This is a genomic window from Streptomyces sp. NPDC037290 (genome assembly GCF_055603245.1).
The window spans coordinates 81,755-102,983 of the sequence record NZ_JBVJVZ010000016.1 but is presented as its reverse complement, the minus strand read 5'-3'; the positions used below and the strand labels follow the sequence as shown (position 1 = coordinate 102,983).

Annotated in this window: 17 protein-coding genes; 6 read left to right on the top strand and 11 right to left on the bottom strand. The window is 72.7% G+C overall.

Going from position 1 to position 21,229, the window contains the following annotated elements:
- Positions 1 to 42 precede the first annotated feature (42 nt).
- Positions 43 to 492, bottom strand: a complete 450-nt coding sequence (locus tag ACZ7HQ_RS35705) for a hypothetical protein (protein ID WP_470999116.1) — start codon at positions 490 to 492, stop codon at positions 43 to 45.
- A 115-nt stretch (positions 493 to 607) separates the two neighbouring features.
- On the opposite strand from ACZ7HQ_RS35705, the gene ACZ7HQ_RS35700 reads away from it, so the two are divergent.
- Positions 608 to 3,766, top strand: a complete 3,159-nt coding sequence (locus tag ACZ7HQ_RS35700; RefSeq protein WP_470999114.1) for an ATP-binding protein — start codon at positions 608 to 610, stop codon at positions 3,764 to 3,766.
- On the opposite strand, the gene ACZ7HQ_RS35695 is transcribed toward ACZ7HQ_RS35700, so the two are convergent.
- The gene (locus ACZ7HQ_RS35695) at positions 3,744 to 4,538 is read right to left on the bottom strand and encodes an ABC transporter permease (protein ID WP_470999113.1); all 795 of its coding nucleotides are present in this window, start codon (positions 4,536 to 4,538) and stop codon (positions 3,744 to 3,746) included. The genes ACZ7HQ_RS35700 and ACZ7HQ_RS35695 overlap by 23 nt on opposite strands.
- Positions 4,535 to 5,506 carry an ATP-binding cassette domain-containing protein gene (locus ACZ7HQ_RS35690; RefSeq protein ID WP_470999111.1) on the bottom strand — a complete coding sequence of 324 codons (972 nt, stop codon included), beginning with the start codon at positions 5,504 to 5,506 and terminating at the stop codon, positions 4,535 to 4,537. The genes ACZ7HQ_RS35695 and ACZ7HQ_RS35690 overlap by 4 nt, the downstream gene beginning before the upstream one ends.
- A gap of 159 nt (positions 5,507 to 5,665) precedes the next feature.
- On the opposite strand from ACZ7HQ_RS35690, the gene ACZ7HQ_RS35685 reads away from it, so the two are divergent.
- Positions 5,666 to 7,714 carry an NAD(+) synthase gene (locus tag ACZ7HQ_RS35685; protein WP_470999109.1) on the top strand — a complete coding sequence of 683 codons (2,049 nt, stop codon included), beginning with the start codon at positions 5,666 to 5,668 and terminating at the stop codon, positions 7,712 to 7,714.
- A gap of 5 nt (positions 7,715 to 7,719) precedes the next feature.
- Here ACZ7HQ_RS35685 and ACZ7HQ_RS35680 read toward each other — a convergent pair whose 3' ends face one another.
- Together ACZ7HQ_RS35680 and ACZ7HQ_RS35675 are read right to left on the bottom strand one after the other, a co-directional pair.
- On the bottom strand, positions 7,720 to 8,436 hold the full coding sequence (locus ACZ7HQ_RS35680; RefSeq protein ID WP_470999107.1) for a TIGR03943 family putative permease subunit: 717 nt from the start codon (positions 8,434 to 8,436) through the stop codon (positions 7,720 to 7,722).
- Positions 8,433 to 9,452, bottom strand: a complete 1,020-nt coding sequence (locus tag ACZ7HQ_RS35675; protein WP_470999105.1) for a permease — start codon at positions 9,450 to 9,452, stop codon at positions 8,433 to 8,435. The genes ACZ7HQ_RS35680 and ACZ7HQ_RS35675 overlap by 4 nt, the downstream gene beginning before the upstream one ends.
- A gap of 162 nt (positions 9,453 to 9,614) precedes the next feature.
- Between ACZ7HQ_RS35675 and ACZ7HQ_RS35670 the strand changes: the two genes are divergently transcribed.
- Complete coding sequence (locus ACZ7HQ_RS35670) at positions 9,615 to 11,462, top strand: NAD-binding protein (RefSeq protein WP_470999189.1); 1,848 nt, start codon at positions 9,615 to 9,617, stop codon at positions 11,460 to 11,462.
- A 7-nt stretch (positions 11,463 to 11,469) separates the two neighbouring features.
- On the opposite strand, the gene ACZ7HQ_RS35665 is transcribed toward ACZ7HQ_RS35670, so the two are convergent.
- A complete protein-coding gene (locus tag ACZ7HQ_RS35665) occupies positions 11,470 to 13,284 on the bottom strand; it encodes a S9 family peptidase (protein ID WP_470999103.1) in 1,815 nt (604 codons plus the stop codon).
- An 83-nt stretch (positions 13,285 to 13,367) separates the two neighbouring features.
- Between ACZ7HQ_RS35665 and ACZ7HQ_RS35660 the strand changes: the two genes are divergently transcribed.
- Both ACZ7HQ_RS35660 and ACZ7HQ_RS35655 read left to right on the top strand, forming a co-directional pair.
- Positions 13,368 to 14,207, top strand: coding sequence for a class I SAM-dependent methyltransferase (locus ACZ7HQ_RS35660; protein ID WP_470999101.1), 840 nt, complete (start codon positions 13,368 to 13,370; stop codon positions 14,205 to 14,207).
- Between the two features lie 63 nt (positions 14,208 to 14,270).
- The gene (locus ACZ7HQ_RS35655) at positions 14,271 to 15,059 is read left to right on the top strand and encodes an SURF1 family protein (RefSeq protein WP_470999099.1); all 789 of its coding nucleotides are present in this window, start codon (positions 14,271 to 14,273) and stop codon (positions 15,057 to 15,059) included.
- Between the two features lie 37 nt (positions 15,060 to 15,096).
- Here the strand turns inward: ACZ7HQ_RS35655 and ACZ7HQ_RS35650 are convergent, their stop codons facing one another.
- From ACZ7HQ_RS35650 to ACZ7HQ_RS35635, 4 genes are all read right to left on the bottom strand, one after another.
- Positions 15,097 to 16,221, bottom strand: coding sequence for a hypothetical protein (locus ACZ7HQ_RS35650; RefSeq protein ID WP_470999098.1), 1,125 nt, complete (start codon positions 16,219 to 16,221; stop codon positions 15,097 to 15,099).
- A 128-nt stretch (positions 16,222 to 16,349) separates the two neighbouring features.
- Positions 16,350 to 17,024: a SigE family RNA polymerase sigma factor gene (locus ACZ7HQ_RS35645; RefSeq protein WP_470999096.1), complete on the bottom strand. Its 675-nt coding sequence runs from the start codon at positions 17,022 to 17,024 to the stop codon at positions 16,350 to 16,352.
- A gap of 314 nt (positions 17,025 to 17,338) precedes the next feature.
- On the bottom strand, positions 17,339 to 18,406 hold the full coding sequence (locus ACZ7HQ_RS35640; protein WP_470999094.1) for an aspartate-semialdehyde dehydrogenase: 1,068 nt from the start codon (positions 18,404 to 18,406) through the stop codon (positions 17,339 to 17,341).
- Positions 18,406 to 19,677 carry an aspartate kinase gene (locus tag ACZ7HQ_RS35635; RefSeq protein WP_470999092.1) on the bottom strand — a complete coding sequence of 424 codons (1,272 nt, stop codon included), beginning with the start codon at positions 19,675 to 19,677 and terminating at the stop codon, positions 18,406 to 18,408. The genes ACZ7HQ_RS35640 and ACZ7HQ_RS35635 overlap by 1 nt, the downstream gene beginning before the upstream one ends.
- 207 nt (positions 19,678 to 19,884) lie before the next feature.
- Between ACZ7HQ_RS35635 and ACZ7HQ_RS35630 the strand changes: the two genes are divergently transcribed.
- The gene (locus ACZ7HQ_RS35630; protein WP_470999090.1) at positions 19,885 to 20,613 is read left to right on the top strand and encodes a sulfite exporter TauE/SafE family protein; all 729 of its coding nucleotides are present in this window, start codon (positions 19,885 to 19,887) and stop codon (positions 20,611 to 20,613) included.
- On the opposite strand, the gene ACZ7HQ_RS35625 is transcribed toward ACZ7HQ_RS35630, so the two are convergent.
- Positions 20,603 to 21,181 (bottom strand): Uma2 family endonuclease, encoded by a 579-nt coding sequence (locus ACZ7HQ_RS35625; RefSeq protein WP_470999088.1) that lies wholly within the window; start codon positions 21,179 to 21,181, stop codon positions 20,603 to 20,605. The genes ACZ7HQ_RS35630 and ACZ7HQ_RS35625 overlap by 11 nt on opposite strands.
- Between the last annotated feature and the right edge of the window lie 48 nt (positions 21,182 to 21,229).

Sequence of the window (21,229 nt, the reverse complement as noted above, 5' to 3'; positions counted from 1 at the left end):
ACGTGTGGCCCGGCCTGGCGGCCCGAGGACGGCGGGGTTGCCTCAGTGTTCTTCTCTCCGCCTGCTGCGCAGGAGCCAGGTGGCTCCGCCGATGGCCAGTGCCACCGGCCACTCCAGGGCTCCCGCCACGGTGAGCGCGCCCAGGCCCCCGTAGAAGGCCAGGTCCCGCGCGGGCATGTGCTCCAGCTTGTCGGGGACCTTGTCCAGGCCCGCGGGCATCTTCTCCAGGCTGAGGTACGGGACCGGAACCGGAGGGTGGAAGGTGCGGGTGTGCAGGTGGAGGCCCGCGCCGTCGGGGTGCCTCCCTTCGGACCGCTCCTGCCCTGCCCGCACGCTCCCCATGGACATCCGGGTGCTGCGGGGGTTGGGACGCCCCTTCTGGGCCCGCACGCGCTCCGTGGGCTCGAGGGTGGTCAGCGCCGCCTCGGAGAACTTCTTCTGCGCCCGCACCCGCGCGGTGGGCTCGAGCACGGACTGTGCCGCAGTAACCATCCCGTCTCCTCCTCTCCACTGAGTCGGTAAGGATGTGTCCCTTCCATCCTCCCGCGTCTTCGCGGGTGACTCGTAGCCGTCGGGCCCCTTCGTGCCGGTGGCTAGTCTTCGGAGCGTGACGACCGAGTTGACCCTGCTGTCCCGAGTCGCCTGCCGTGGGCGGGAGATCACCGCGCCCCGGCTGCGCGGACTGCTCGCGCTGCTCGCCGAGGACCTGCGCACCGGCTGCAGCACCGGCCGGCTCGTGGAGGGGCTGTGGGCGGACGAGCTGCCCGAACGGCCCGGCAAGGCGGTGCAGATCCTGGTGTCGCGGCTCCGGGCGCAGCTGGGCGCCGAGCTGGTCGTGAGCACACCGACCGGCTATCGGCTGGCCCTGGCGCAGACGCAGGTCGATGCGTCCGCGCTGCTGCTGCACGAGGCGGCGAGCGCCCAACGCGCACGGGCCGGGGACCACGAGGGCGCGCTGGCCGAGGCCGAGGCCGGGCTGGCGCTGTGGGACGGGAGCCTGGGCGCCGCGGCCGCGGAGGGCCTGCACGATCCTGTGGTGGCGCTGCGTACCGACCGGGTCCGGGCGCACCGCGCGCTGGTCCGCTCCCGGGCGCTCTCCCTCGCCCGGCTGGGCCGGTTGGAGGAGGCCGCGACACCCCTGGCCGAACTCGCGCAGGCGCTGCCGCGGGACGAGGAGGTGCTGGCGGAGCTGCTGCGCTGCGAGGCCGCCACCGCGGGCCGGGCCGCCGCCCTGACCCGGTACGACACCTATCGGCGCAGGCTGCGCGACGAGCTGGGGGCCGATCCCGGCCCCGGCCTCAAGGCCGTCTACCAGGATCTGCTGAGCGCGGACGCGGCGCCGGTGCGCCACGGTGTGCCGCACGACCCGAACCCGCTGCTGGGCCGGGACGCCGACCTCGCCGCCGTGACCGGGCTGCTGCGCGAGGCCCGGGTGGTCACCGTCGTCGGTCCCGGCGGACTGGGCAAGACCCGGCTCTCCCACGCGGTGAGCCGGGCCGCCGAGCAGCCCGTGGTGCACTTCGTGCCGCTGGCCGGTGTCACCGCCGACGACGACGTGCCCGGCGAGGTGGCCTCGGCGGTCGGCGCCGGGGAGGGCCGGCAGTTCACCGGCGGCACGGACGTGGTGAGCGGCATCGTCGGCGCGCTGGGCGCCGGGCCGGTGCTGCTGGTGCTGGACAACTGCGAGCAGGTCATCGCCGGTGCGGCCGCCCTCGTCCAGGCGCTGGTGTCGCGGTCGGGCAAGCTGTGGGTCCTGGCCACCAGCCGGGCCCCGCTCGGGCTGAGCTCGGAGTCCGTCTACGCCCTGCCGGAGCTGTCCCATGCGACCTCGGTGGAGCTCTTCACCCAGCGGGCCCGCGCCGCCCGGCCCGGCGTGGAGCTGCCCCCGGGTCCGGTCGCCGAGATCTGCCGGCACCTGGACGGGCTGCCGCTCGCCGTGGAGCTCGCCGCGGCCCGGGTACGGGTGCTCTCCGTGGCCGACATCTCCAGCCGCCTGAGGGACCGGTTCGCGCTGCTGCGCGGCGGCGCCCGCGACGCGCCCGAGCGGCACCGCACGCTGCGCGCCGTGGTCGACTGGAGCTGGAATCTCCTGGAACCCGACGGCCAGGCCGCTCTGCGCGCCCTGTCCGTGTTCCCCGGGGGCTTCACCGAGGACGCGGCGGAGTACGTCCTCGGCGAGAGCGCGGACGCACTGACCCTGCTGGAGCAGCTGGCCGGGCAGTCCCTGATCAAGGTCGACGACAGCCCCTGCGGGGTGCGTTTCCGCATGCTGGAGACACTGCGCGAGTTCGGCTCCGCCAAGCGCGCCGAGGCCCGCGAGGAGGAGACGGTGACCGACCGGTACCTCGCCTGGGCCCGGGACTTCGGCCGCGCCCACCACGACCAGCTGTTCAGCCACGACCCGGTGCCCGCCTGGTCCCGCATCCGCGCCGAGCAGGACAACCTCGTCCTCGCCCTGCGGCACGCGCTGGCCCGCGCCGACGGACCCACCACCGCGGCCGTCACCGCCGTGCTGTCCTCCCTGTGGTCCACCGGCTCCAACTACGCCCGGCTGGCCTCGCTGGCCGCCGACACCGCGGGCCCCCTGTCCCACTTCCGGCCCGGGAACGCCGAGGACGTGGAACCGGCCCGCAGCGCGGCGGCGGTGTGCGCGGCGAGCCTCTTCATGGGCCACGGCCCGCACGCCGTACGCCAGTTGGTGACCCTTCGCCGGCTGCCGCCCGCCCCGCCGGACACCGTGCTGCGGGCCCTGTCCGTCGTGCTGTGCGCCGTGCCGGAGATGCGGCCGCCGGAGTTCGCCCGGCTCCAGGAGCTGTGCGAGGCCGACGAGCCGCTGCTGGCGGGCATCGCCGCGGGCGTCGCCAGCTACGTCTGGGAGTCGGGGCACGACGTGGAGCGGGCGCTGGCGAGCGCCCGCCGGATGGTCGACGCGCTGGCCCCGCTGAACAACCCGGCCATGCACCTGCTCAGCCACGGCCGGGTCAGCGAGCTGTGCCTGCAGACCGAGCGGGGCGCGGAGGCGTACGACCATCTGCGCGCCGCACTGAGCGCGCTGGACGCGTTCGGCGACTGGCAGGACACGATCGGCGTCCGCTGGGGGCTGGCACTGGCCTGTCTGCACAAGGGCGAGGTCGAGGAGGCCGAGTACTGGCTGGACCGCGCCACCCTGGACCAGCCGCCGGAGACGGACGGGACGTTCAGCCCCGAGCTGCCGGCCAGGGCGGAGATCGCGCTGGCCCGCGGACTGACCGAACTCGGACTCGGACTGTGGCGCCGGGCGGCGGAGCGGGTACGGCAGATCAGTGCCCTGTACGCCGCCGACGATCCGTTCGTGGACCCGTGGGCGCTGCAGCTGCAGTCGGCCGCCGTGGCCGCGCACGCGCTGCACGGCCGGCCCGACCCGGTCGCCCGGCTCACCGAGGAGTTGCGCGCCCGGCTGCTCGGGCTGCTGTCCGGTGCCCTGGCCGACGGCTCGACCGGCGACGGGGCCCCGGTGGAACTGCCGGTGTACGGGACGTTGTTGCTGGCGCTCGGACATGCCCGGCTGGCCCAGGGCGAGGCGGCCGCCGTACGGCTGATGGCGCTGGCCGAACGGATGCCGGTGGTACGGGAGTTCCCCACCCTGTCCCTGACCCGCTCCCGGGAAGCGGCCGAGAACGCCGACAGGGCGGCGTACACCGACGCGAGGTCGAGGTACGCCGCCCTGGGGCGGGAGGAGTTGCGGGCGGAGGCACTGCGGGCACTCACCGCTTCGGCTCGCGGTTGAACTGCGCCTTGGACCACAGATAGCCCAGCACCGTCAGTCCCACGCACCACGCGAGGGCCAGCACCGCGTTCTTCGTGCCGATCCCACTGCCCAGCAGCAGTCCGCGCAGCGTCTCGATGAAGGGCGAGAACGGCTGGTACTCGGCGAACCAGCGGAACCAGCCCGGCATGGCGTCCACCGGTACGAACGCGCTGGACAGGAACGGCAGCATGACCAGCGGGGTCCCGATGTTGCTGGCCCCCTCGGGGTTGGGGCTCACCAGGCCCATGCCGACCGCGATCCAGGTCAGCGCGAGGCTGACCAGCGCCATCAGCCCGGCCGCCGCGATCCACTCCACCGGCGTCGCGTTCGGCCGGAAGCCGATGGCCAGTCCGATGCCCAGGACGAGCACCAGGGCCGCCAGCGTCTTGATCACGCTGCCGATCACATGGCCGATCAGCACGGAGGCACGGGAGATCGCCATGGTGCGGAACCGGGCCATGATGCCCTCGGTCATGTCGGTGCACACGGACACCGCGGTGCCGAGCGAGGTCATGGCCACGGTCAGGAAGAGGATGCCGGGGACGAGGTAGGCGACGTAGTCGGCGCGGTCCGCGTGACCGCCGTTGATGCCGGCGCTCATCACGTTGCCGAAGACGTACACGAACAACAGCAGCAGGATGACCGGGGTGAGCAGGAGGTTCAGGGTGAGGGACGGGTAGCGGCGGGCGTGCAGGAGGTTGCGCCGCAGCATGGTGAGGTTGTCGCGGAAGGCGTAGCCGGCGGTGCTCATCGGGCGGTCTCCTTGTCGGTGGTCTGAGCGGGTACGGAACTGCCGGTCAGGGCGAAGAACACGTCGTCGAGGTCCGGGGTGTGCACGGACAGCTCGTCGGCCTCGATGCCGGCGGCGTCGAGCCAGTCGAGGATGGCGCGCAGCTCGCGCTGGCTGCCGTCGCTCGGGATCTGCAGGGTGAGCGCGTCGTCGTCCCGGGTGGTCTCGCGCAGTGCGGTGGCCGCCCGCTCGTACGCCACCGGGTCGGAGAACCGCAGCCGTACGTGGCCGCCGGGCACGAGCCGCTTGAGCTCCTCGGCGCTGCCCTGGGCGACGATCCGGCCGCCGTCGAGCACCGCGATGCGGTCGGCGAGCTGGTCGGCCTCCTCCAGGTACTGCGTGGTGAGGAAGACGGTCGTACCGCCGGAGACCAGTTCGCGGATGATCTGCCACATGGTGTGCCGGGAGCGCGGGTCGAGGCCGGTGGTCGGCTCGTCGAGGAAGATGATCCGCGGGTTGCCCACCAGGGTCATGGCGATGTCGAGGCGGCGCTTCATGCCGCCGGAGTAGGTGGAGGCCGGCTTCCTCGCGGCCTCGGCCAGGTCGAAGCGCTCCAGCAGCCCGGCGGTGACCTGCATGCCCTCCCGGCGGGAGAGGTGGTGCAGGTCGGCCATCAGCAGCATGTTCTCCTCGCCGGTGATCAGTCCGTCCACGGCCGAGAACTGGCCGGTGACCCCGATGGCCGCCCGGACCGCCTGGGCCCCGGCGGTCACATCGTGTCCGGCGATCCGTGCCTGGCCGCCGTCGGCACGGATCAGGGTGGACAGGATGTTCACCGCCGTGGTCTTGCCCGCGCCGTTCGGCCCGAGCAGGGAGAAGACGGTGCCGGCGGGCACCTGGATGTCGATGCCGTCGAGGACGGTCTTGTCCCCGTAGGACTTGCGCAACCCGGTGGCTGCGATCGCGAGTTCATGGTCCGTCGTCGTCATGCCGCAGAGACTGCCGTCGGGGTGGTTCAGCGCGGCTTCAGCCGGGTTTCAGCCCGCCGAAGGCGGCCCCAGCGCGCTGAAACCCGCAGGTGGGCGGTGGGTGGCGGGCCGCCGTTTAGGCTTCCTGCTGTAGGAAAGCCGCTTCGGAAAGAGGTCCCGTTGAGCTTCTGGTCGATCTACCAGCACGGCTTCGCGCGCGTCGCCGCGTGCACGGGCCACACCGTCATCGCCGACCCGCCCGCCAACGCCGAGGCGGTCCTGCGCCATGCCCGCAGGTGCGCCGAGGAGGGCGTCGCCGTCGCCGTCTTCCCGGAGCTGTGCCTGTCCGGGTACGCCATCGACGACCTGCTGCTGCAGGACGCCGTGCTCGACGACGTCGAGACGGCGCTCGCCACGATCGTGGCCGGGTCGGCGGACCTGCTGCCGGTCCTGGTCGTCGGCGCCCCGCTGCGCCACCGCGACCGGATCTTCAACTGCGCGGTGCTCGTGCACCGCGGCCGGATCCTCGGCGTCGTACCGAAGTCGTACCCGCCGAACTACCGGGAGTTCTACGAGCGCCGGCAGATCGCCGGGGGCGACGACGAGCGCGGCGGAACGATCCGGCTCGGCGGCGCGGACGTGCCGTTCGGCGTGGACCTGCTGTTCGCGGCCACCGATGTGCCCGGTCTCGTGCTGCACGCCGAGATCTGCGAGGACATGTGGGTGCCGGTGCCGCCGAGCGCGGAGGCGGCCCTCGCCGGTGCGACCGTCCTCCTCAACCTGTCGGGCAGCCCCATCACGGTCGGCCGGGCCGAGGACCGCAAGCTGCTGTGCCGCTCGGCGTCCTCGCGCTGCCTCGCCGCGTACGTCTACGCGGCGGCCGGCCTCGGCGAGTCGACCACCGACCTGTCCTGGGACGGCCAGACCCTGATCTACGAGAACGGGGCGCTGCTGGCCGAGACCGAACGCTTCCCGCTCGGCGAGCAGTACGCGGTCGCCGACGTGGACCTGGACCTGCTGCGGCAGGAGCGGCAGCGGATGGGCACGTTCGGCGAGAACCGCCGCACCCATGCCGCGCGGACCGGCGGCTTCCGGACCGTCTCCTTCGAACTCGCCCCGCCCACCACCACCGACCTGGGTCTGCGCCGCCGCGTCGAACGCTTCCCCTTCGTGCCCGCCGACGCCGAGCGCCTCGCCCTGGACTGCTACGAGGCGTACAACATCCAGGTCGCCGGCCTCCAGCAGCGCCTCGCCTCGATCGGCGGCCCCAAGGTCGTCATCGGCGTCTCCGGCGGCCTGGACTCCACGCACGCGCTGATCGTCGCCGCCCGGGCGATGGACCGCGCAGGGCGTCCGCGCAGCGACATCCTGGCCTTCACCCTGCCCGGCTTCGCCACCAGCGACCACACCAAGGACAACGCCCACCGGCTGATGCGGGCCCTCGGTGTCACCGCGGCCGAGCTGGACATCACGCCGACCGCCCGCCTGATGCTGAAGGAGATCGGCCACCCCTTCGCCTCCGGCGAGCCGGTGTACGACGTCACCTTCGAGAACGTCCAGGCGGGCCTGCGCACCGACTACCTGTTCCGCCTCGCCAACCAGCGCGGCGGCATCGTGCTCGGCACCGGCGACCTGTCCGAGCTGGCGCTCGGCTGGTCCACGTACGGCGTCGGCGACCAGATGAGCCACTACAACGTCAACTCCGGCGTGCCGAAGACGCTGATCCAGCACCTCATCCGCTGGGTCATCAGCAGCGAGCAGTTCGACGAGGAGACCGGCAAGATCCTGGCCGCGATCCTGGACACGGAGATCAGCCCCGAACTCGTCCCCGGCGAGGAGATGCAGTCCACCGAGTCGAAGATCGGCCCGTACGCGCTGCACGACTTCACCCTGTTCCACGTCCTGCGCTACGGCTTCCGGCCGTCGAAGATCGCCTTCCTCGCCTGGCACGCCTGGCACGACCAGGAGGCCGGCGCCTGGCCCCCCGGCTTCCCGGAGGCCGACCGCGGCTCCTACGACCTCGCCCGGATCCGGCACTGGCTGGAGGTCTTCATCCGTCGCTTCTTCGCCTTCTCCCAGTTCAAGCGCTCGGCCATGCCGAACGGCCCGAAGGTCTCGGCGGGCGGCTCGCTGTCACCGCGCGGCGACTGGCGGGCCCCGTCGGACGGCAACGCCCACGCCTGGCTGCGGGACCTGGAGCGCTTCGACTGGAAGGAACCGGAGGCCTAGGCCTGTCAGGTGTTCCAGGTCTCGTCGTACGGGTCGTGCGGCACCGGGACCGGTTTGGCCGAGGTGACCCTCAGATAGGGGATGGGGCCGTTGTTGACGGGGTCACGGGTCAACCGGGGGCTGTAGGTGCCGGTGACCTCCAGCCAGGCGTCCGGTCGCAGGACCGGTGGCAGGGTGCCGGTCAGGGCGATCTTCACCGGCTGGGCGTCGGCCGCGCAGCAGTTGAGGGCCATGCGGACCAGGTACGGCGCCCCCGAGTGGTCCAGGGCGAGGAAGCCGGTGACGCGGACCGCACGACCGTGCAGGGAGCGGCCGTGACCGTAGGCCGCGCGGGAGGCGTAGTCGATCACCGAGAGGGGGGCCGGATCGGTGGCGGGCAGCGTGCCGTAGCTGTACGGCTTCTGCAGGGCCGTACCGGCGCGCAGGGCGCTGTACGAGCCGAGGGCGGGCGGGGCGACCAGGATGAGGGCGAGGAGGGGGAGCAACAGCAGCCAGGACACCCGGGGTTCGGGGTGCGCGTGCGCCTCGGGGGTGGCGGCCTTCGCGCGTCGGCGCTCGTACCAGACCGTCGCCAGCGCGGCGAGGATCAGGACCGCGCCCGAGGCCAGCAGCAGCGGGCGCAGGCCCTCCTTGACGTACCGGAGGTAGAGGTCCGTGCCGCCCGCGTGGAGCAGGGCGGCGCCGAGCAGGAACAGGACGGCGGCCTGGGACTGGCGGTTCACAGGAGCACCGTCCCGGTCAGTACGGCACCCGCGACCGCCATCACGAAGGTGGCGGGGGCGAAGCGGAGGGCGAAGCCGCGGCCGAAGGTGCCGGCCTGCATCGCGAAGAGCTTGAGGTCGATCATCGGGCCCACCACCAGGAACACCAGCTTCGCCGTCAGCGAGAACTGGGTGAGGGAGGCCGCGACGAACGCGTCCGCCTCCGAACAGATGGACAGCAGCACGGCCAGGACGGCGAGGGCGAGCACGGAGAAGGCGGGGTTTCCGGCCGCCGTGCGCAGCCAGTCCGCCGGGGTCGCCGCCTTCAGCGTGGCCGCGGCCATCGCGCCGAGCACCAGGAACCCGCCGGCATGCATGGTGTCGTGCCGCACCGAGTTCCAGAACGCCTCCCCCTTCGTCGCGCCCTCGTGCGCGCCGTGGGCCGGCGGACGCAGCCAGTCGGTGCGGCCCCGGCGCTGCCACAGCCAGCCCATCGCGCACGCCACCAGCAGGCTCGCCAGGAACCGGCCCAGCACCATCTCCGGGTCGCGGGGGAAGGCGACGGCGGTCGCGGTCAGCACGATCGGGTTGATGGCGGGGGCGGAGAGGAGGAAGGCGAGGGCGGCGGCCGGGGTGACTCCCCTGCGGACGAGGGCGCCCGCCACCGGCACCGACGCGCACTCACAGCCCGGCAGCACCGCGCCCGCGATCCCGGCGACGGGGACGGCGAGGGCGGGGCGGCTGGGCAGGGCACGCGCGAAGAAGGACGGCGGCACGAACACCGCGAGCGCCGCCGACAGCAGCACGCCGAGCACCAGGAAGGGCAGCGCCTGCACGGTCACCGCGACGAACACCGTCATCCAGCTCTGCATCAGCGGCGTGCCGAGGAACCCGCGGATCGGGGACTGGGCGAGGACCGCCAGCAGCAGCGTGAGGGTCAGCACCAGAGGGGAGTTGAGCCGGCGGCCCTCCGGAGCCGATGGCGCGCCGGCGGGGGTGACGTCCGCGCCGGGCGGGGCGTCTTCGGTGATGGCCACGGGTGGATCCCTCCGGCTGACTGTCCTGGTTCGCTCCCTCCCCCTGCGTACGCGGGCGGTCCCCCGGGTGTTCACATCGTTGCTGGAACCACTCTTCTCCTTGGGGCAGTCTTTTACCTCATGGCGAGCGTTCCGTATCAAGGTGGGCCGACGACCCCGCACATGGTGGTGTGCGGTGACGACGGGCTCGCCCACCGGCTGGCCGCCGAGCTGCGCGGGGTCTACGGCGAGCAGGTCACCCTCGTGGTGCCGCCGAACGAAGCCACCGCCAGACCTCCGGTGGTCGGACGGGCCCGGTCCGCGTCGGCCGCGCTGTTCGACCGCGTGGTGAGCGCCGCGGTCGGCCGTGGCGGCACCGGGCCCGCACACACCGCGACAGCCACCGGCGGCGGCACCGGCACCGGCGGGGGTCACGGCGGGGGCGGCGGGGGCGGCGGGGGCGGCGGCCGGGTGCTGGAGGCCGCCGAGGTCACCGAGGCCGTGCTCGCCGAGGCCGGGGTGGAACGGGCGGCCGCGCTCGCCCTCGTCTTCGACGACGACGAGACCAACATCCGGGCGGCGCTGACCGCCCGCCGGCTCAACCCGCGGCTGCGGCTCGTCCTCAGGCTCTACAACCGCCGGCTGGGCCAGCACATCGAGGAACTCCTCGACCAGGCGGCCGCGTTGGCGGGCGGCGACGGTGAGGGCGGCACGGACGCGTCCACCACCGTGCTGTCCGACGCCGACACCGCAGCCCCCGCGCTGGCCGCCACCGCCGTCGCCGGCACCAGCAAGGTCGTGCAGACCGAGGGGCTGCTGCTGCGCGCCGTCGAACGGCCGTCGGCCGGTACCGGGCTGTGCACGCTCGCCCTGCTCTCCCCTGCCGGTACGGACGCCGTCGGCGGGGACGGGCCCGAGGGAGCCGGGGAGCCGGAACCACGGCTGCTGCCCGACGACGACGAGGTACGGCAGGCCGCCGGACGGGCGGCCGTGGTGCTGGAGCAGGTGTCGTCGGCGGGCGGCGGGGAGCCGGCCGCGCCCGGTCGTGGCGGGGTACCGCCGCTCGCCTCGCTCTTCTCCCGGCGGCTGCGGTGGTCGCTGGCGGGCGCGACGGCGTGCGTGGTCGCGCTCGCCGTGGCGCTGTGGGTGGTCACTCCAGGGATCCATCCGCTGCGTGCCTTCTACTTCACGCTGCTGGACCTGTTCGCGATCGACAACCCGGCCATCGGGGCGCCGCTCGGCCGCCAGATCCTCCAACTCCTTTCCGGGCTCGTCGGGTTGCTGCTGCTTCCGGTGCTGCTGGCGGCCGTGCTGGAGGCGCTGGGCACCTTCCGCACCGCCTCCGCCCTGCGCAAGCCGCCGCGCGGCCTCGGCGGCCATGTGGTGCTGCTCGGGCTCGGCAAGATCGGCACCCGGGTGCTGACCCGGCTGCGCGAACTGAACATCCCCGTGGTGTGCGTCGAGTCCGACCCGGAGGCGCGGGGACTGGCGACCGCCCGGCGGCTGCGCGTGCCGGTGGTGCTCGGGGACGTCACCCAGGAAGGGGTGCTGGAGTCCGCCAAGATCCACCGGGCGTACGCACTGCTCGCCGTGACCAGCGCGGACACCACGAACCTGGAGGCCGTGCTGTACGCGCGGTCCGTACGGCCCGATCTCCGGGTGGTGCTGCGGCTGTACGACGACGACTTCGCCACCGCCGTGTACCGCACCCTGCGCGCCGCCTACCCGCACGCCCTCACCCGCAGCCGGAGCGTCACCCATCTGGCCGCGCCCGCGTTCGCCGGGGCGATGCTCGGGCGGCAGGTCCTCGGCGCGATCGCCGTGGAGCGCAGGGTGCTGCTGTTCGCCGCGGTCGACGTCGCCGGGCACCCCCAGCTGGAGGGCCGGACGGTGCGGGACGCCTTCCGGGCCGGGTCCTGGAGGGTGCTGGCGCTGGAGGGACGGACGGACACGGCACCGGACCACGTGCTGGACAAGGGTGACCGTGTCGTGGTCGCCGCCACCCGCAGAGGCCTCGCGGAGCTCCGCTGAGGGCCCCCTATCCGCCCAGGTGCCGTGCCGCGAAGTCCATCTCGAGTCTCACCTGCTTGATCCGCTCGTCCACCACCAGGGAGCCGTGCCCCGCGTCGTAGCGGTACACCTCGTGGGGTGCGCCTCTCGTCTCCAGGCGCTTGACGTAGTTGTCGATCTGGCGGATCGGGCAGCGGGGGTCGTTGACTCCCGCCGAGATGTAGACCGGGGCCCTGACGTCGTCGACGTAGGTCAGCGGGGACGAGGCCTCGAAGCGCTCGGGGACCTCCTCCGGGGTGCCGCCCAGCAGGGTGCGGTCCATGGCCTTCAGGGCCTCCATCTCGTCGTGGTACGCGGTGACGTAGTCCGCGACGGGCACGACCGCGATGCCCACCGTCCAGGCCTCGGGCTGGGTGCCGAGGCCGAGCAGGGTGAGGTAGCCGCCCCAGGAGGCGCCGGTGAGGATCAGGCGGGCGGGGTCGGCGAGGCCCGAGGAGACCGCCCAGTCGCGGACCGCGGCGACGTCCTCCAGCTCGATCAGGCCGACCCGGTGCTTGAGGGCGTCGGTCCAGGCGCGGCCGTAGCCGGTGGAGCCGCGGTAGTTGATGCGGATCACCGCGTACCCCTGGTCGACCCAGGCGGCCGGGCCCGCGGCGAAGGAGTCGCTGTCGTGCCAGGTCGGGCCGCCGTGCAGGTCGAAGACCGTCGGCAGGGGGCCGCTCGCGCCCGCCGGCTTCTGGATCAGGGCGTGGATGCGGCCGCCGGGGCCCTCCACCCACGCGTCCTGCACCGCCACCGACGGCGGACAGGTCAGGCCGGGCGGGTCCAGGACGACGCCGCCGGAGGTGGAACGCACCGCCGGGGGCTCGGCCGCCGACGACCACAGGTACTCCACGCTGGCGTCCGGGCGGGCCGTGGCGCTGGAGACGGTGCCGGGCGGGGTGGGGATGCGGGTCAGCCCGCGGCTCGCCAGGTCGTAGCGGAACAGCTCGCTGCGGGCCTCGAAGCCGTGGACGATGAGCAGGGCCGAGCCGTCCGGATACCACTCGGCGCTGACGTCGCCGGGCAGGTCCAGGGCGAGGTCGGTCTCCTCACCCGTGGCCACGTCCCACACCAGCGGCTCCCAGCGGCCCCGGCGCTGGTGGCCGATCAGCAGGCGGGTGTCACCGTCGACCGGTGCGAAGCCCAGCACCTCCAGGCCCAGCTCCTCGGTGCCGCCCTTGGTGTCGTCCAGTTCGGCGACCGGCGTGCCGTCCGGGCGGAGCACACGCAGCGCCGCGTGCATGGCGTCGCCGTGCTCGGTGTGCTCGACGGCGATCAGGGAGCCGTCGTGCGAGAGGTCGCCCACGCCCGCCGACTCGCGGTGCCGGTAGATCTCGACCGGGTCCTCGCCCTCACGCGCGAGGTGGATCGTCGTACCGTCCTCGTCCGTGGAGCGGCCGACGACCGCCGTGCGGCCGTCGCGGGCCAGGGCGAGACCTGCCGGGTAGGAGGGTTCGAGGCCCGGGACGGCGGGCTCGTCCGCCCCTCCGCCGAAGGGCTGGCGGCGCCAGATGCCGAACTCGTCGCCGTCCTTGTCGTCGAACCACCAGATCCAGGCGCCGTCCGGGGAGAGCACGCCGTCCGTCGTGCCGTTCGGCCGGGCCGTCGCCTGCCGCTGCTCGCCCGTCGCACGGTCCCAGGCGTACAGCTCGTACGTGCCCGTCGCGTTCGACACGAACAGGGAGCGGTCCGGCGCGTCCTCCGCCCAGTCGGGCAGCGACACCCGCGGCGCCCGGAAGCGCCTCTCCCAGTCCGGCATGCCGGCCGCGTCCACGGCACCCGGCTCATTGCTCTCACTCATGGCCCCAGTCATGCGCCCATATTGCCTGGCCGCGCCGACAATTGGGTGGCGGGAGTGCGCAGCCTGTGGATAACTTTCCGATCATGAGCACCCACGTCGACCATCACTCCGCTCCCGACGGCTGGCGCGAGGACAACCGGGCCCTGTGGGACGAGCGGGTCCCCGTGCACGTCTCCGGTGCGTACTACGACCTCGACGGCTTCCGGGCCCACCCGGACGTCCTGCGGGACTTCGAGACGGCCGAGGTCGGCGACGTCACCGGCAAGACCCTGCTGCACCTGCAGTGCCACCTCGGGACCGACACCCTCTCCTGGGCCCACCGGGGCGCCGCCCGCGTCGTCGGCCTGGACTTCTCCGCCCCGGCCGTCGAGACCGCCCGCTCCCTCGCGGCCGACCTCGGCCACGGCCCCGAGCGCGCCGCCTTCGTCACCAGTGACGTGTACGACGCGGCCGACGCCGTGCCCGAGGCCTCGTACGACATCGTCTACACCGGGCTCGGCGCGCTGTGCTGGCTGCCCGACATCCGCCGCTGGGCCGAGACGGCGGCCTCGCTCGTCGCACCCGGCGGGTTCCTGTACCTCGCCGAGTTCCACCCGATCACCGAGGCCCTGGACGACGCGACGGGCTCGCGGATCGTGCGCGACTACTTCTCCCGCGACCCGCAGGTGTACGACGAGCCCGGCACCTACGCCGACCGGAGCGCCGCGACGGTCCACAACCGCAGTGTGGAGTGGCAGCACACCCTCGGCGACGTCGTCTCCGCGCTCGCCGCGACCGGGCTGCGCATCGAGTTCCTGCACGAGCACGACATGTCGCTCTTCCCGCGCTTCGAGAACTTCGAGGTACGTGACGGCTACCACCGTTTCCCGGCGGACCGTCCACGCATCCCGTTGATCTACTCCCTTAAGGCCACCAAGGGCTAGGGGCTGTCCGGCTAGAGCCGACCCCCGGGCCGGTCTTCCCGGGCGGCGCCGTACCGTGGGGGCGTGTACCGGTTTCTGCTGACACCCCGCTGGTGGGGCATCAACGTCTTCGTGCTGCTCGCCATCCCCTTCTGCGTCTTCATGGGGTCCTGGCAGCTGAGCCGGTTCGAGGGGCGGGTGCAGGAGCATCGGAGCGCGACGCGGCAGGCCGCGTCCGACCGTCAGGAGACCGCACGTCCGCTGGACTCGATGATCCCCGTCGACAAGGCCACCTCGGGCCGCCGGGTCACCGCGAGCGGGCACTACGGCACACAGCTGCTCGTGCCCGGCCGGCAGCTGGACGGCAGGAACGGCTTCTACGTCCTGACCCTGCTGCGCACCGGCTCCGGCAAGGCGCTGCCGGTGGTGCGGGGATGGCTGCCGGGCACGGCGGACGCCGCCAGGGCGCCCGCGCCGCCGAGCGGTGAGGTCACCGTCACCGGCGCGCTGCAGGCGTCCGAGACGCCGGGGGACAACGGGGTCAGCGCGCAGGGCGGGCTGCCGGCGGGGCAGACGGCGGCGATCAGCTCGGCGTCACTGGTGAACCTGGTGCCGTACAAGCTGTACGACGCCTGGGTGACCCTCGACAGGGCCGACTCCGGGATGAAGGCGGTGCCCGCGGCGGCGCCGGACGGCACGGGGCTGGACCTGAAGGCGTTCCAGAACCTCGGCTACACCGGGGAGTGGTTCGTCTTCGCCGGCTTCGTGGTGTTCATGTGGTTCCGGCTGCTGCGCCGCGAGGCCGAGGCCGCGCGGGACGCCGCGCTGGGCCTGGTGCCGGAGGAGACACCGCAACCAGTGGTGAGCGGCTGACCGGCGGCCCCCTGCAGGGGCACGGAGAACGGCGCGCCTACGCCCCCGCCAGCACTCCGGTGTAGATGACCGTCCCCGCGCACTGCCCCGGCACGGTCGCCGTGGCCGACGGGGAGCCGCCCTCCGCCGTGTGGGTGATCTGCACGCTCCCGTCCGCCGTGCCGTCCTCGGTCATCAGCTGGGTGCTGGTGCCCGCCGAGCCCCCGCTGTCGGCCGAACCGCCGGTGGCACTCGCGTCCTGGGTGGGGGTGGGATCCGGCGAGGGGCCGCCCGAGTTCGAGCCGGTGGTGCTGTCACCGCCGGTGGTGGGGCAGGTCTGCGAGGGTACGAAGGCGAACTTCTCCTCGTAGGCGGCGCCCGGCTGCAGGAGCAGCCCGGTGACCTCCAGCGAGGGGTCGGGCAGGTTGGTCGCCGCGTCCCCGGCCGCGTGCCGGGCGGTGCTGATCTTGGCCGGGTCGGCCGCGCCCAGCGCGGTGGGGCTGATGGTGCCCGCACCGGCGACGGTACAGGCGGTGGACGAGGTGTTGACGACGTGGAACACGCCGTAGACCACGCCCGCGGAGTCGGGCACGTCGGCGGTGCCGGTGGCGGAGCCCAGCTGGGCCGCCGTGCACGCCGGTACGCCGCCCGCGGCGAGGGTCGAGGAGGGGTTGGCGCCGGTGGAGCCGATGGTGCCGCCGCTGGTCCTGCCCTTGTCGCCGGGCTTGCCCGGCTCCTTGCCGGGCGTGGCGCTCGCGCCGCCGGCGTCCTTCCTCGAACCCGGGTCGCCGCCCTTGTCCCTGCTCTGCCCGGTACCGCCCTGGGCCTGGGACGACTGGCCGGCCATGGCGGTGTTGGGGTCGGAGCCGCCGGACTGGGAGACATGGACGAGGGCGGGGATCGCGGTGCCGAAGAACAGGGCCGCGGCGGCCATACCGACGGCGGCCTGCCGCTTGCGGGCCCGCCGCGCGGGCACGGCCCGGCGCAGATGGTCGAGCGTGCCGGCGCGCGGTTCGATGTCGTCGACGGCGGAGTGCAGCATCCACCGCAGAGCCGCGTCGTCGACGCCGAGCCCACCGGAGTCCGTGCCCGGCTCGTCCCGGTCGGGGTCGAAGCCGGGAGCGGAGCCGGCGGGATCCTGACGGTGCCCCTCGGGGCCCTTCTCGTGGGGGCGGTGGTTCACAGTTGCGTTCCCAGCATGCGATTGCGTGTGCTCTTGCTCGTCCCGCTTCGTCGGTTCGTGCCAGGCGAAGGGCTCGTGACGTTCGTGGGAGTGGCGTTCATCGGAACCGCCCCCTTCGGATCGCTCGCTCATGCCGGTGCCTCCATGGCCACCCGCAGCGCGGCGATGCCCCGCGAGCCGTACGCCTTGACCGAGCCCAGGGAGATCCCGAGGGTCTCGGCGACCTGGGCCTCGGTCATGTCGGCGAAGTAGCGCAGGACCAGGACCTCGCGCTGGCGGCGCTGCAGGCCCTTCATGGCCTTGATGAGGTCGCGGCGCTCCAGCTGGTCGTAGGCGCCCTCCTCCGCGCTCGCCATGTCCGGCATCGGCTTGGAGAGCAGCTTCAGGCCGAGGATGCGGCGGCGCAGCGTGGAGCGGGAGAGGTTGACGACCGTCTGCCTGAGGTAGGCGAGGGTCTTCTCGGGGTCGCGGACGCGCTTGCGGGCCGAGTGCACCCGGATGAAGGCCTCCTGGACGACGTCCTCGCAGGAGGCGGTGTCGTCCAGGAGCAGCGCGGCGAGGCCGAGCAGGGAGCGGTAGTGCGCCCGGTAGGTCTCGGTGAGGTGGTCGACGGTCGTACCGGCGACCACGGTCTCCGTGGTCTCGTCGGCGCCGTCACGCTGACTGGGTATGCGGGCGGGCCGCGCTGCGGGCATGGGCGCGATCACCGGCATGCCGCCGGGCGTGCGGGGCCGGAGCGCCGCACGGGGCGGCCGGAGGGCCGCTGCGCCGCGGACCGCACTGAGTTCGAGTACCTCTGCCACGCCAGTTGGACACGTCTGCCCCCGCCAGGGTTGTACGTGCCGGGCGTCACATGTGCGACAACCGGCCGTGCCTCAAGTGCCGTCATGCGTCCGCTCTTCCCCTATGTCTGATATGGGCGGGCGTCCCCACACCCGGCCCGCTCACGGCGTCCCCACGCCCGAAGAGTGACGGCAAAGACGCTCCCCGTCCGCCGCACGGTTGCGGGGACGGGGAGGGAAATCTTCTGTTGCCCTGAGCAATGGTTTCAAGTGGTTTGGACCATGCTTCTGGCCACACTTCTTACACGGATCCTACGCAACCCGTATTGACGGGCCTATGCCCGGTCGTTCCATTCGGCCGCGACCAGCTCCGCGATCTGCGCGGTGTTCAGCGCGGCCCCCTTGCGGAGGTTGTCGCCGCACACGAAGAGTTCGAGCGCCGTCGGATCGTCCAGGGCCCGCCGCAGCCGGCCCACCCAGGTCGGGTCGGTGCCCACGACGTCGGCCGGGGTGGGGAACTCACCGGCGGCCGGATCGTCGCACAGCACCACTCCGGGCGCGGTCGCGAGGATCTCCTGGGCGCGGTCGACCGTCACGTCGCCCTGGAAGCGGGCGTGCACGGTCAGCGAGTGGGTGGTGATCACCGGGACGCGTACGCAGGTCACGGCGACCGGCAGCTGCGGCAGCCCGAGGATCTTGCGGGCCTCGTCGCGGACTTTCATCTCCTCCGACGACCAGCCGTCCTCCCTGAGCGATCCCGCCCACGGGACGACGTTCAGCGCGACGGGCTCCGGGAACGGCCCGGTGTCCTCCCCGACGGCCCGCCGTACGTCGCCGGGCTTGGTGCCCAGTTCGGTCCCGGCCACCAGGGACAGCTGGGCCCTGAGCGCCTCCACGCCGGCCCGCCCGGCCCCGCTCACCGCCTGGTACGACGAGACCACCAGCTCGCGCAGCCCGAACTCGGCGTGCAGCGCGCCCAGGGCGACGATCATCGTCAGGGTCGTGCAGTTGGGGTTGGCCACGATCCCGCGCGGGCGGGTCCGTACGGCGTGCGGGTTGACCTCGGGCACCACGAGCGGCACCTCGGGGTCCAGCCGGAAGGCGGCGGAGTTGTCGACGACGACCGCACCGCGCGCGGCGGCGATCGGCGCCCACTGGGCGGCGACCTCGTCGGGGACGTCGAACATCGCGACGTCGACCCCGTCGAAGGCCTCCTCGCTCAGGACCGTCACCTCGACCTCCTCGCCGCGCACGGCCAGCTTGCGGCCGGCCGAGCGCGGGGAGGCGAGCAGGCGGATCTCGCCCCAGATGTCCGCGCGCTGGGACAGGATCTGGAGCATGACCGCGCCGACGGCTCCGGTCGCTCCCACGACCGCGAGCGTCGGCTTGCGGGTCGGCGCCATCAGCGCCCCGTGCCTCCGTAGACGACGGCCTCGTCGGTGTCGGAGTCGAGCCCGAACGCGGTGTGCACGGCGCGGACGGCCTCCGGCACGTCGTCCTTGCGGGTGACCACCGAGATGCGGATCTCGGAGGTGGAGATCAGCTCGATGTTCACGCCCGCGTCGGACAGGGCCTCGAAGAAGGAGGCGGTCACGCCCGGGTTGGTCTTCATACCCGCGCCGACCAGCGAGATCTTCCCGATCTGGTCGTCGTAGCGCAGCGAGTCGAAGCCGATGCCCGGCCGGTTCCTCTCCAGCGCGTCGATGGCCTTGCGGCCCTCGGTCTTCGGCAGCGTGAACGAGATGTCCGTCAGGCCGGTGGAGGCGGCGGACACGTTCTGCACGACCATGTCGATGTTGATCTCGGCATCGGCGATGGTCCGGAAGATCGCGGCAGCCTCACCGGGCTTGTCCGGCACGCCGACGACCGTGATCTTGGCCTCGGAGGTGTCGTGCGCGACACCGGAGATGATGGCCTGCTCCACCTTCTGGTCCCCAATCGGCTCACTGCTGACCCACGTGCCCTGCAGTCCGCTGAAGCTGGAGCGGACGTGGATCGGGATGTTGTAGCGGCGGGCGTACTCCACACAGCGGTGGAGCAGCACCTTGGAGCCGGAGGCCGCGAGCTCCAGCATGTCCTCGAAGGAGATCCAGTCGATCTTCTTCGCCTTCTTCACCACGCGGGGGTCGGCGGTGAAGACGCCGTCGACGTCGGTGTAGATCTCGCAGACCTCGGCGTCGAGCGCGGCGGCCAGCGCCACGGCGGTCGTGTCGGACCCACCGCGCCCCAGCGTGGTGATGTCCTTCTTGTCCTGGCTGACGCCCTGGAACCCGGCGACGATCGCGATGTTGCCCTTGTCGAGCGACTCCCGGATCCGGCCGGGCGTGACGTCGATGATCCGGGCTTTGTTGTGGACCGAGTCGGTGATGACGCCTGCCTGGCTGCCGGTGAAGGACTGGGCCTCGTGGCCCAGGTTTTTGATCGCCATCGCCAGCAGGGCCATGGAGATCCGCTCTCCGGCGGTCAGCAGCATGTCGAATTCCCGCCCGGCAGGCATCGGAGAAACCTGCTCGGCGAGATCGATCAGCTCGTCCGTCGTGTCGCCCATCGCGGAAACGACGACGACAACCTGGTTGCCGTTCTTCTTCGCTTCCACGATCCGCTTGGCGACGCGCTTGATGCCTTCGGCATCGGCTACGGAGGAGCCTCCGTACTTCTGCACGACAAGGCCCACGTGCGCTCCTCGCTCGGTTCGTTTGTGTCGGCTCAGTCTAACGAGCGCCCGCATACGACCACCCTGCTCCCGCATGGTGAGACGTCGGCCGCTGTGTTCCGGAGGGGCTCTTGCCCACCGCACACAGGACCACGCAGAAAGTGCCCCGGGTCACAGCGGGCACCGCTGGGGCCTGTCCTAGCGTTACCTCCATGAGGGGGGCATGACATGACGGACGCACTGCTCGCCGGGATCGTCCTGCTCGGGGGCTGCGTGCAGTGGCTGACCGGCATGGGCTTCGCCCTGGTCGCCGTACCGGCGCTGGTACTGCTGCTCGGTCCCGCCGACGGCGTGGTGCTCGCCAACTGCGCCGCCGGAGCCATCAGCGTTGTGGGCCTCGCGGGCGGCTGGCGCCGCGTCCGCCCCACGGCCATGGTCCCGCTCTGCGCGGCGGCGGCCTGCACGGTCCCGCTGGGCGCCTGGATGACCCGCCAACTCCCCCGTCCCGTCCTGCTGTTGGTGATGGGCGCCCTGGTGACGGTGGCCGTCCTGCTGGTGATGCGCGGCGCGCGGGTACCGGCCCTGCGGGGCGGCAAGGGCGCGGTGACGGCCGGGGCGCTGGGTGGCTTCATGAACGCGGCGGCGGGCGTCGGAGGCCCCCCGGTGTCGCTGTACGCCCTCAACGCGGGCTGGACGGTACGGGAGTTCGTCCCCAACGCCCAGTTCTACGGCGTCGCCGTCAACGCGTTCTCGATCGCGGCGAACGGCACGCCGCGCCTGGCCGGAGCGCAGTGGGCGGCCGTCTGCGCCGCACTGACGACGGGCGCGGTGATCGGCCACGCCGTCGCCGGCCGCATCCCCGAGCACCGGGCCCGCCAGCTGGTCCTCGTCCTGGCCCTGGCGGGCGGCGCGACGGCGATGACGAGAGGGCTGTGGGGGATGCGGCTCAGTCGGTGAACTCCTTGAGGGGCTCGGTGTCCAGAGTGAAGTTCACCGGGTCGGGGAGCTTGACGGGGGCGCCGAAGGGCAGCTTCTCCTCGTGCCGGTAGCGACCGCCCTCGGGCTGGTTGAAGACCACGACCGAGCAGTCGTCACGGTCGATGAGGAGGTAGACGGGGATACCGGCGGCGGCGTAGCCGTCAGGCTTCTCGACGCGGTCTCGACGTGCCGTGCCGGAATCCCAGGAGGTGATCTCCACGGCCATCAGCACGCCGGTGGCCTCCGACCACTCGCCCTTGCCCTTGAGGCTGCCCTTGGGCACGAGTACGCCATCGGCGCGAGCCCGCCCCTTGCCGTACGCCTCGGTCCTGAGTCCCCGCTCGGGATGGAGCCGCAGGTCCGGTCGCAGCTGCATGCAGCGTTCCAGGAGCCACATGTAGATCTCGCTGTGATTGCCGTCCGGCAAGGGCTTTACGACGACCTTCCCTTTCACGAACTCCAGCCACACGGTCTCCGGGGCATGGCGTTCCAGTTCCTCGAACTCCTCGGCAGTCATCTGCGGCCGGTCCTCGGTCCTGCGGCTCATGGCGTCGCCTCCTCGACTCCACGGTGCCCCGGCCGGCACGTCCTGCAG

Excerpts from the sequence above, each read along its gene's own strand:
- ACZ7HQ_RS35670 (WP_470999189.1), top strand. The coding sequence starts at position 9,615 with ATGGTGGTGTGCGGTGACGACGGGCTCGCCCACCGGCTGGCCGCCGAG.
- ACZ7HQ_RS35705 (WP_470999116.1), bottom strand. The coding sequence starts at position 492 with ATGGTTACTGCGGCACAGTCCGTGCTCGAGCCCACCGCGCGGGTGCGG.
- ACZ7HQ_RS35640 (WP_470999094.1), bottom strand. The coding sequence starts at position 18,406 with ATGGCGCCGACCCGCAAGCCGACGCTCGCGGTCGTGGGAGCGACCGGA.
- ACZ7HQ_RS35665 (WP_470999103.1), bottom strand. The coding sequence starts at position 13,284 with ATGAGTGAGAGCAATGAGCCGGGTGCCGTGGACGCGGCCGGCATGCCG.
- ACZ7HQ_RS35695 (WP_470999113.1), bottom strand. The coding sequence starts at position 4,538 with ATGAGCACCGCCGGCTACGCCTTCCGCGACAACCTCACCATGCTGCGG.
- ACZ7HQ_RS35630 (WP_470999090.1), top strand. The coding sequence starts at position 19,885 with ATGACGGACGCACTGCTCGCCGGGATCGTCCTGCTCGGGGGCTGCGTG.
- ACZ7HQ_RS35660 (WP_470999101.1), top strand. The coding sequence starts at position 13,368 with ATGAGCACCCACGTCGACCATCACTCCGCTCCCGACGGCTGGCGCGAG.
- ACZ7HQ_RS35625 (WP_470999088.1), bottom strand. The coding sequence starts at position 21,181 with ATGAGCCGCAGGACCGAGGACCGGCCGCAGATGACTGCCGAGGAGTTC.
- ACZ7HQ_RS35690 (WP_470999111.1), bottom strand. The coding sequence starts at position 5,506 with ATGACGACGACGGACCATGAACTCGCGATCGCAGCCACCGGGTTGCGC.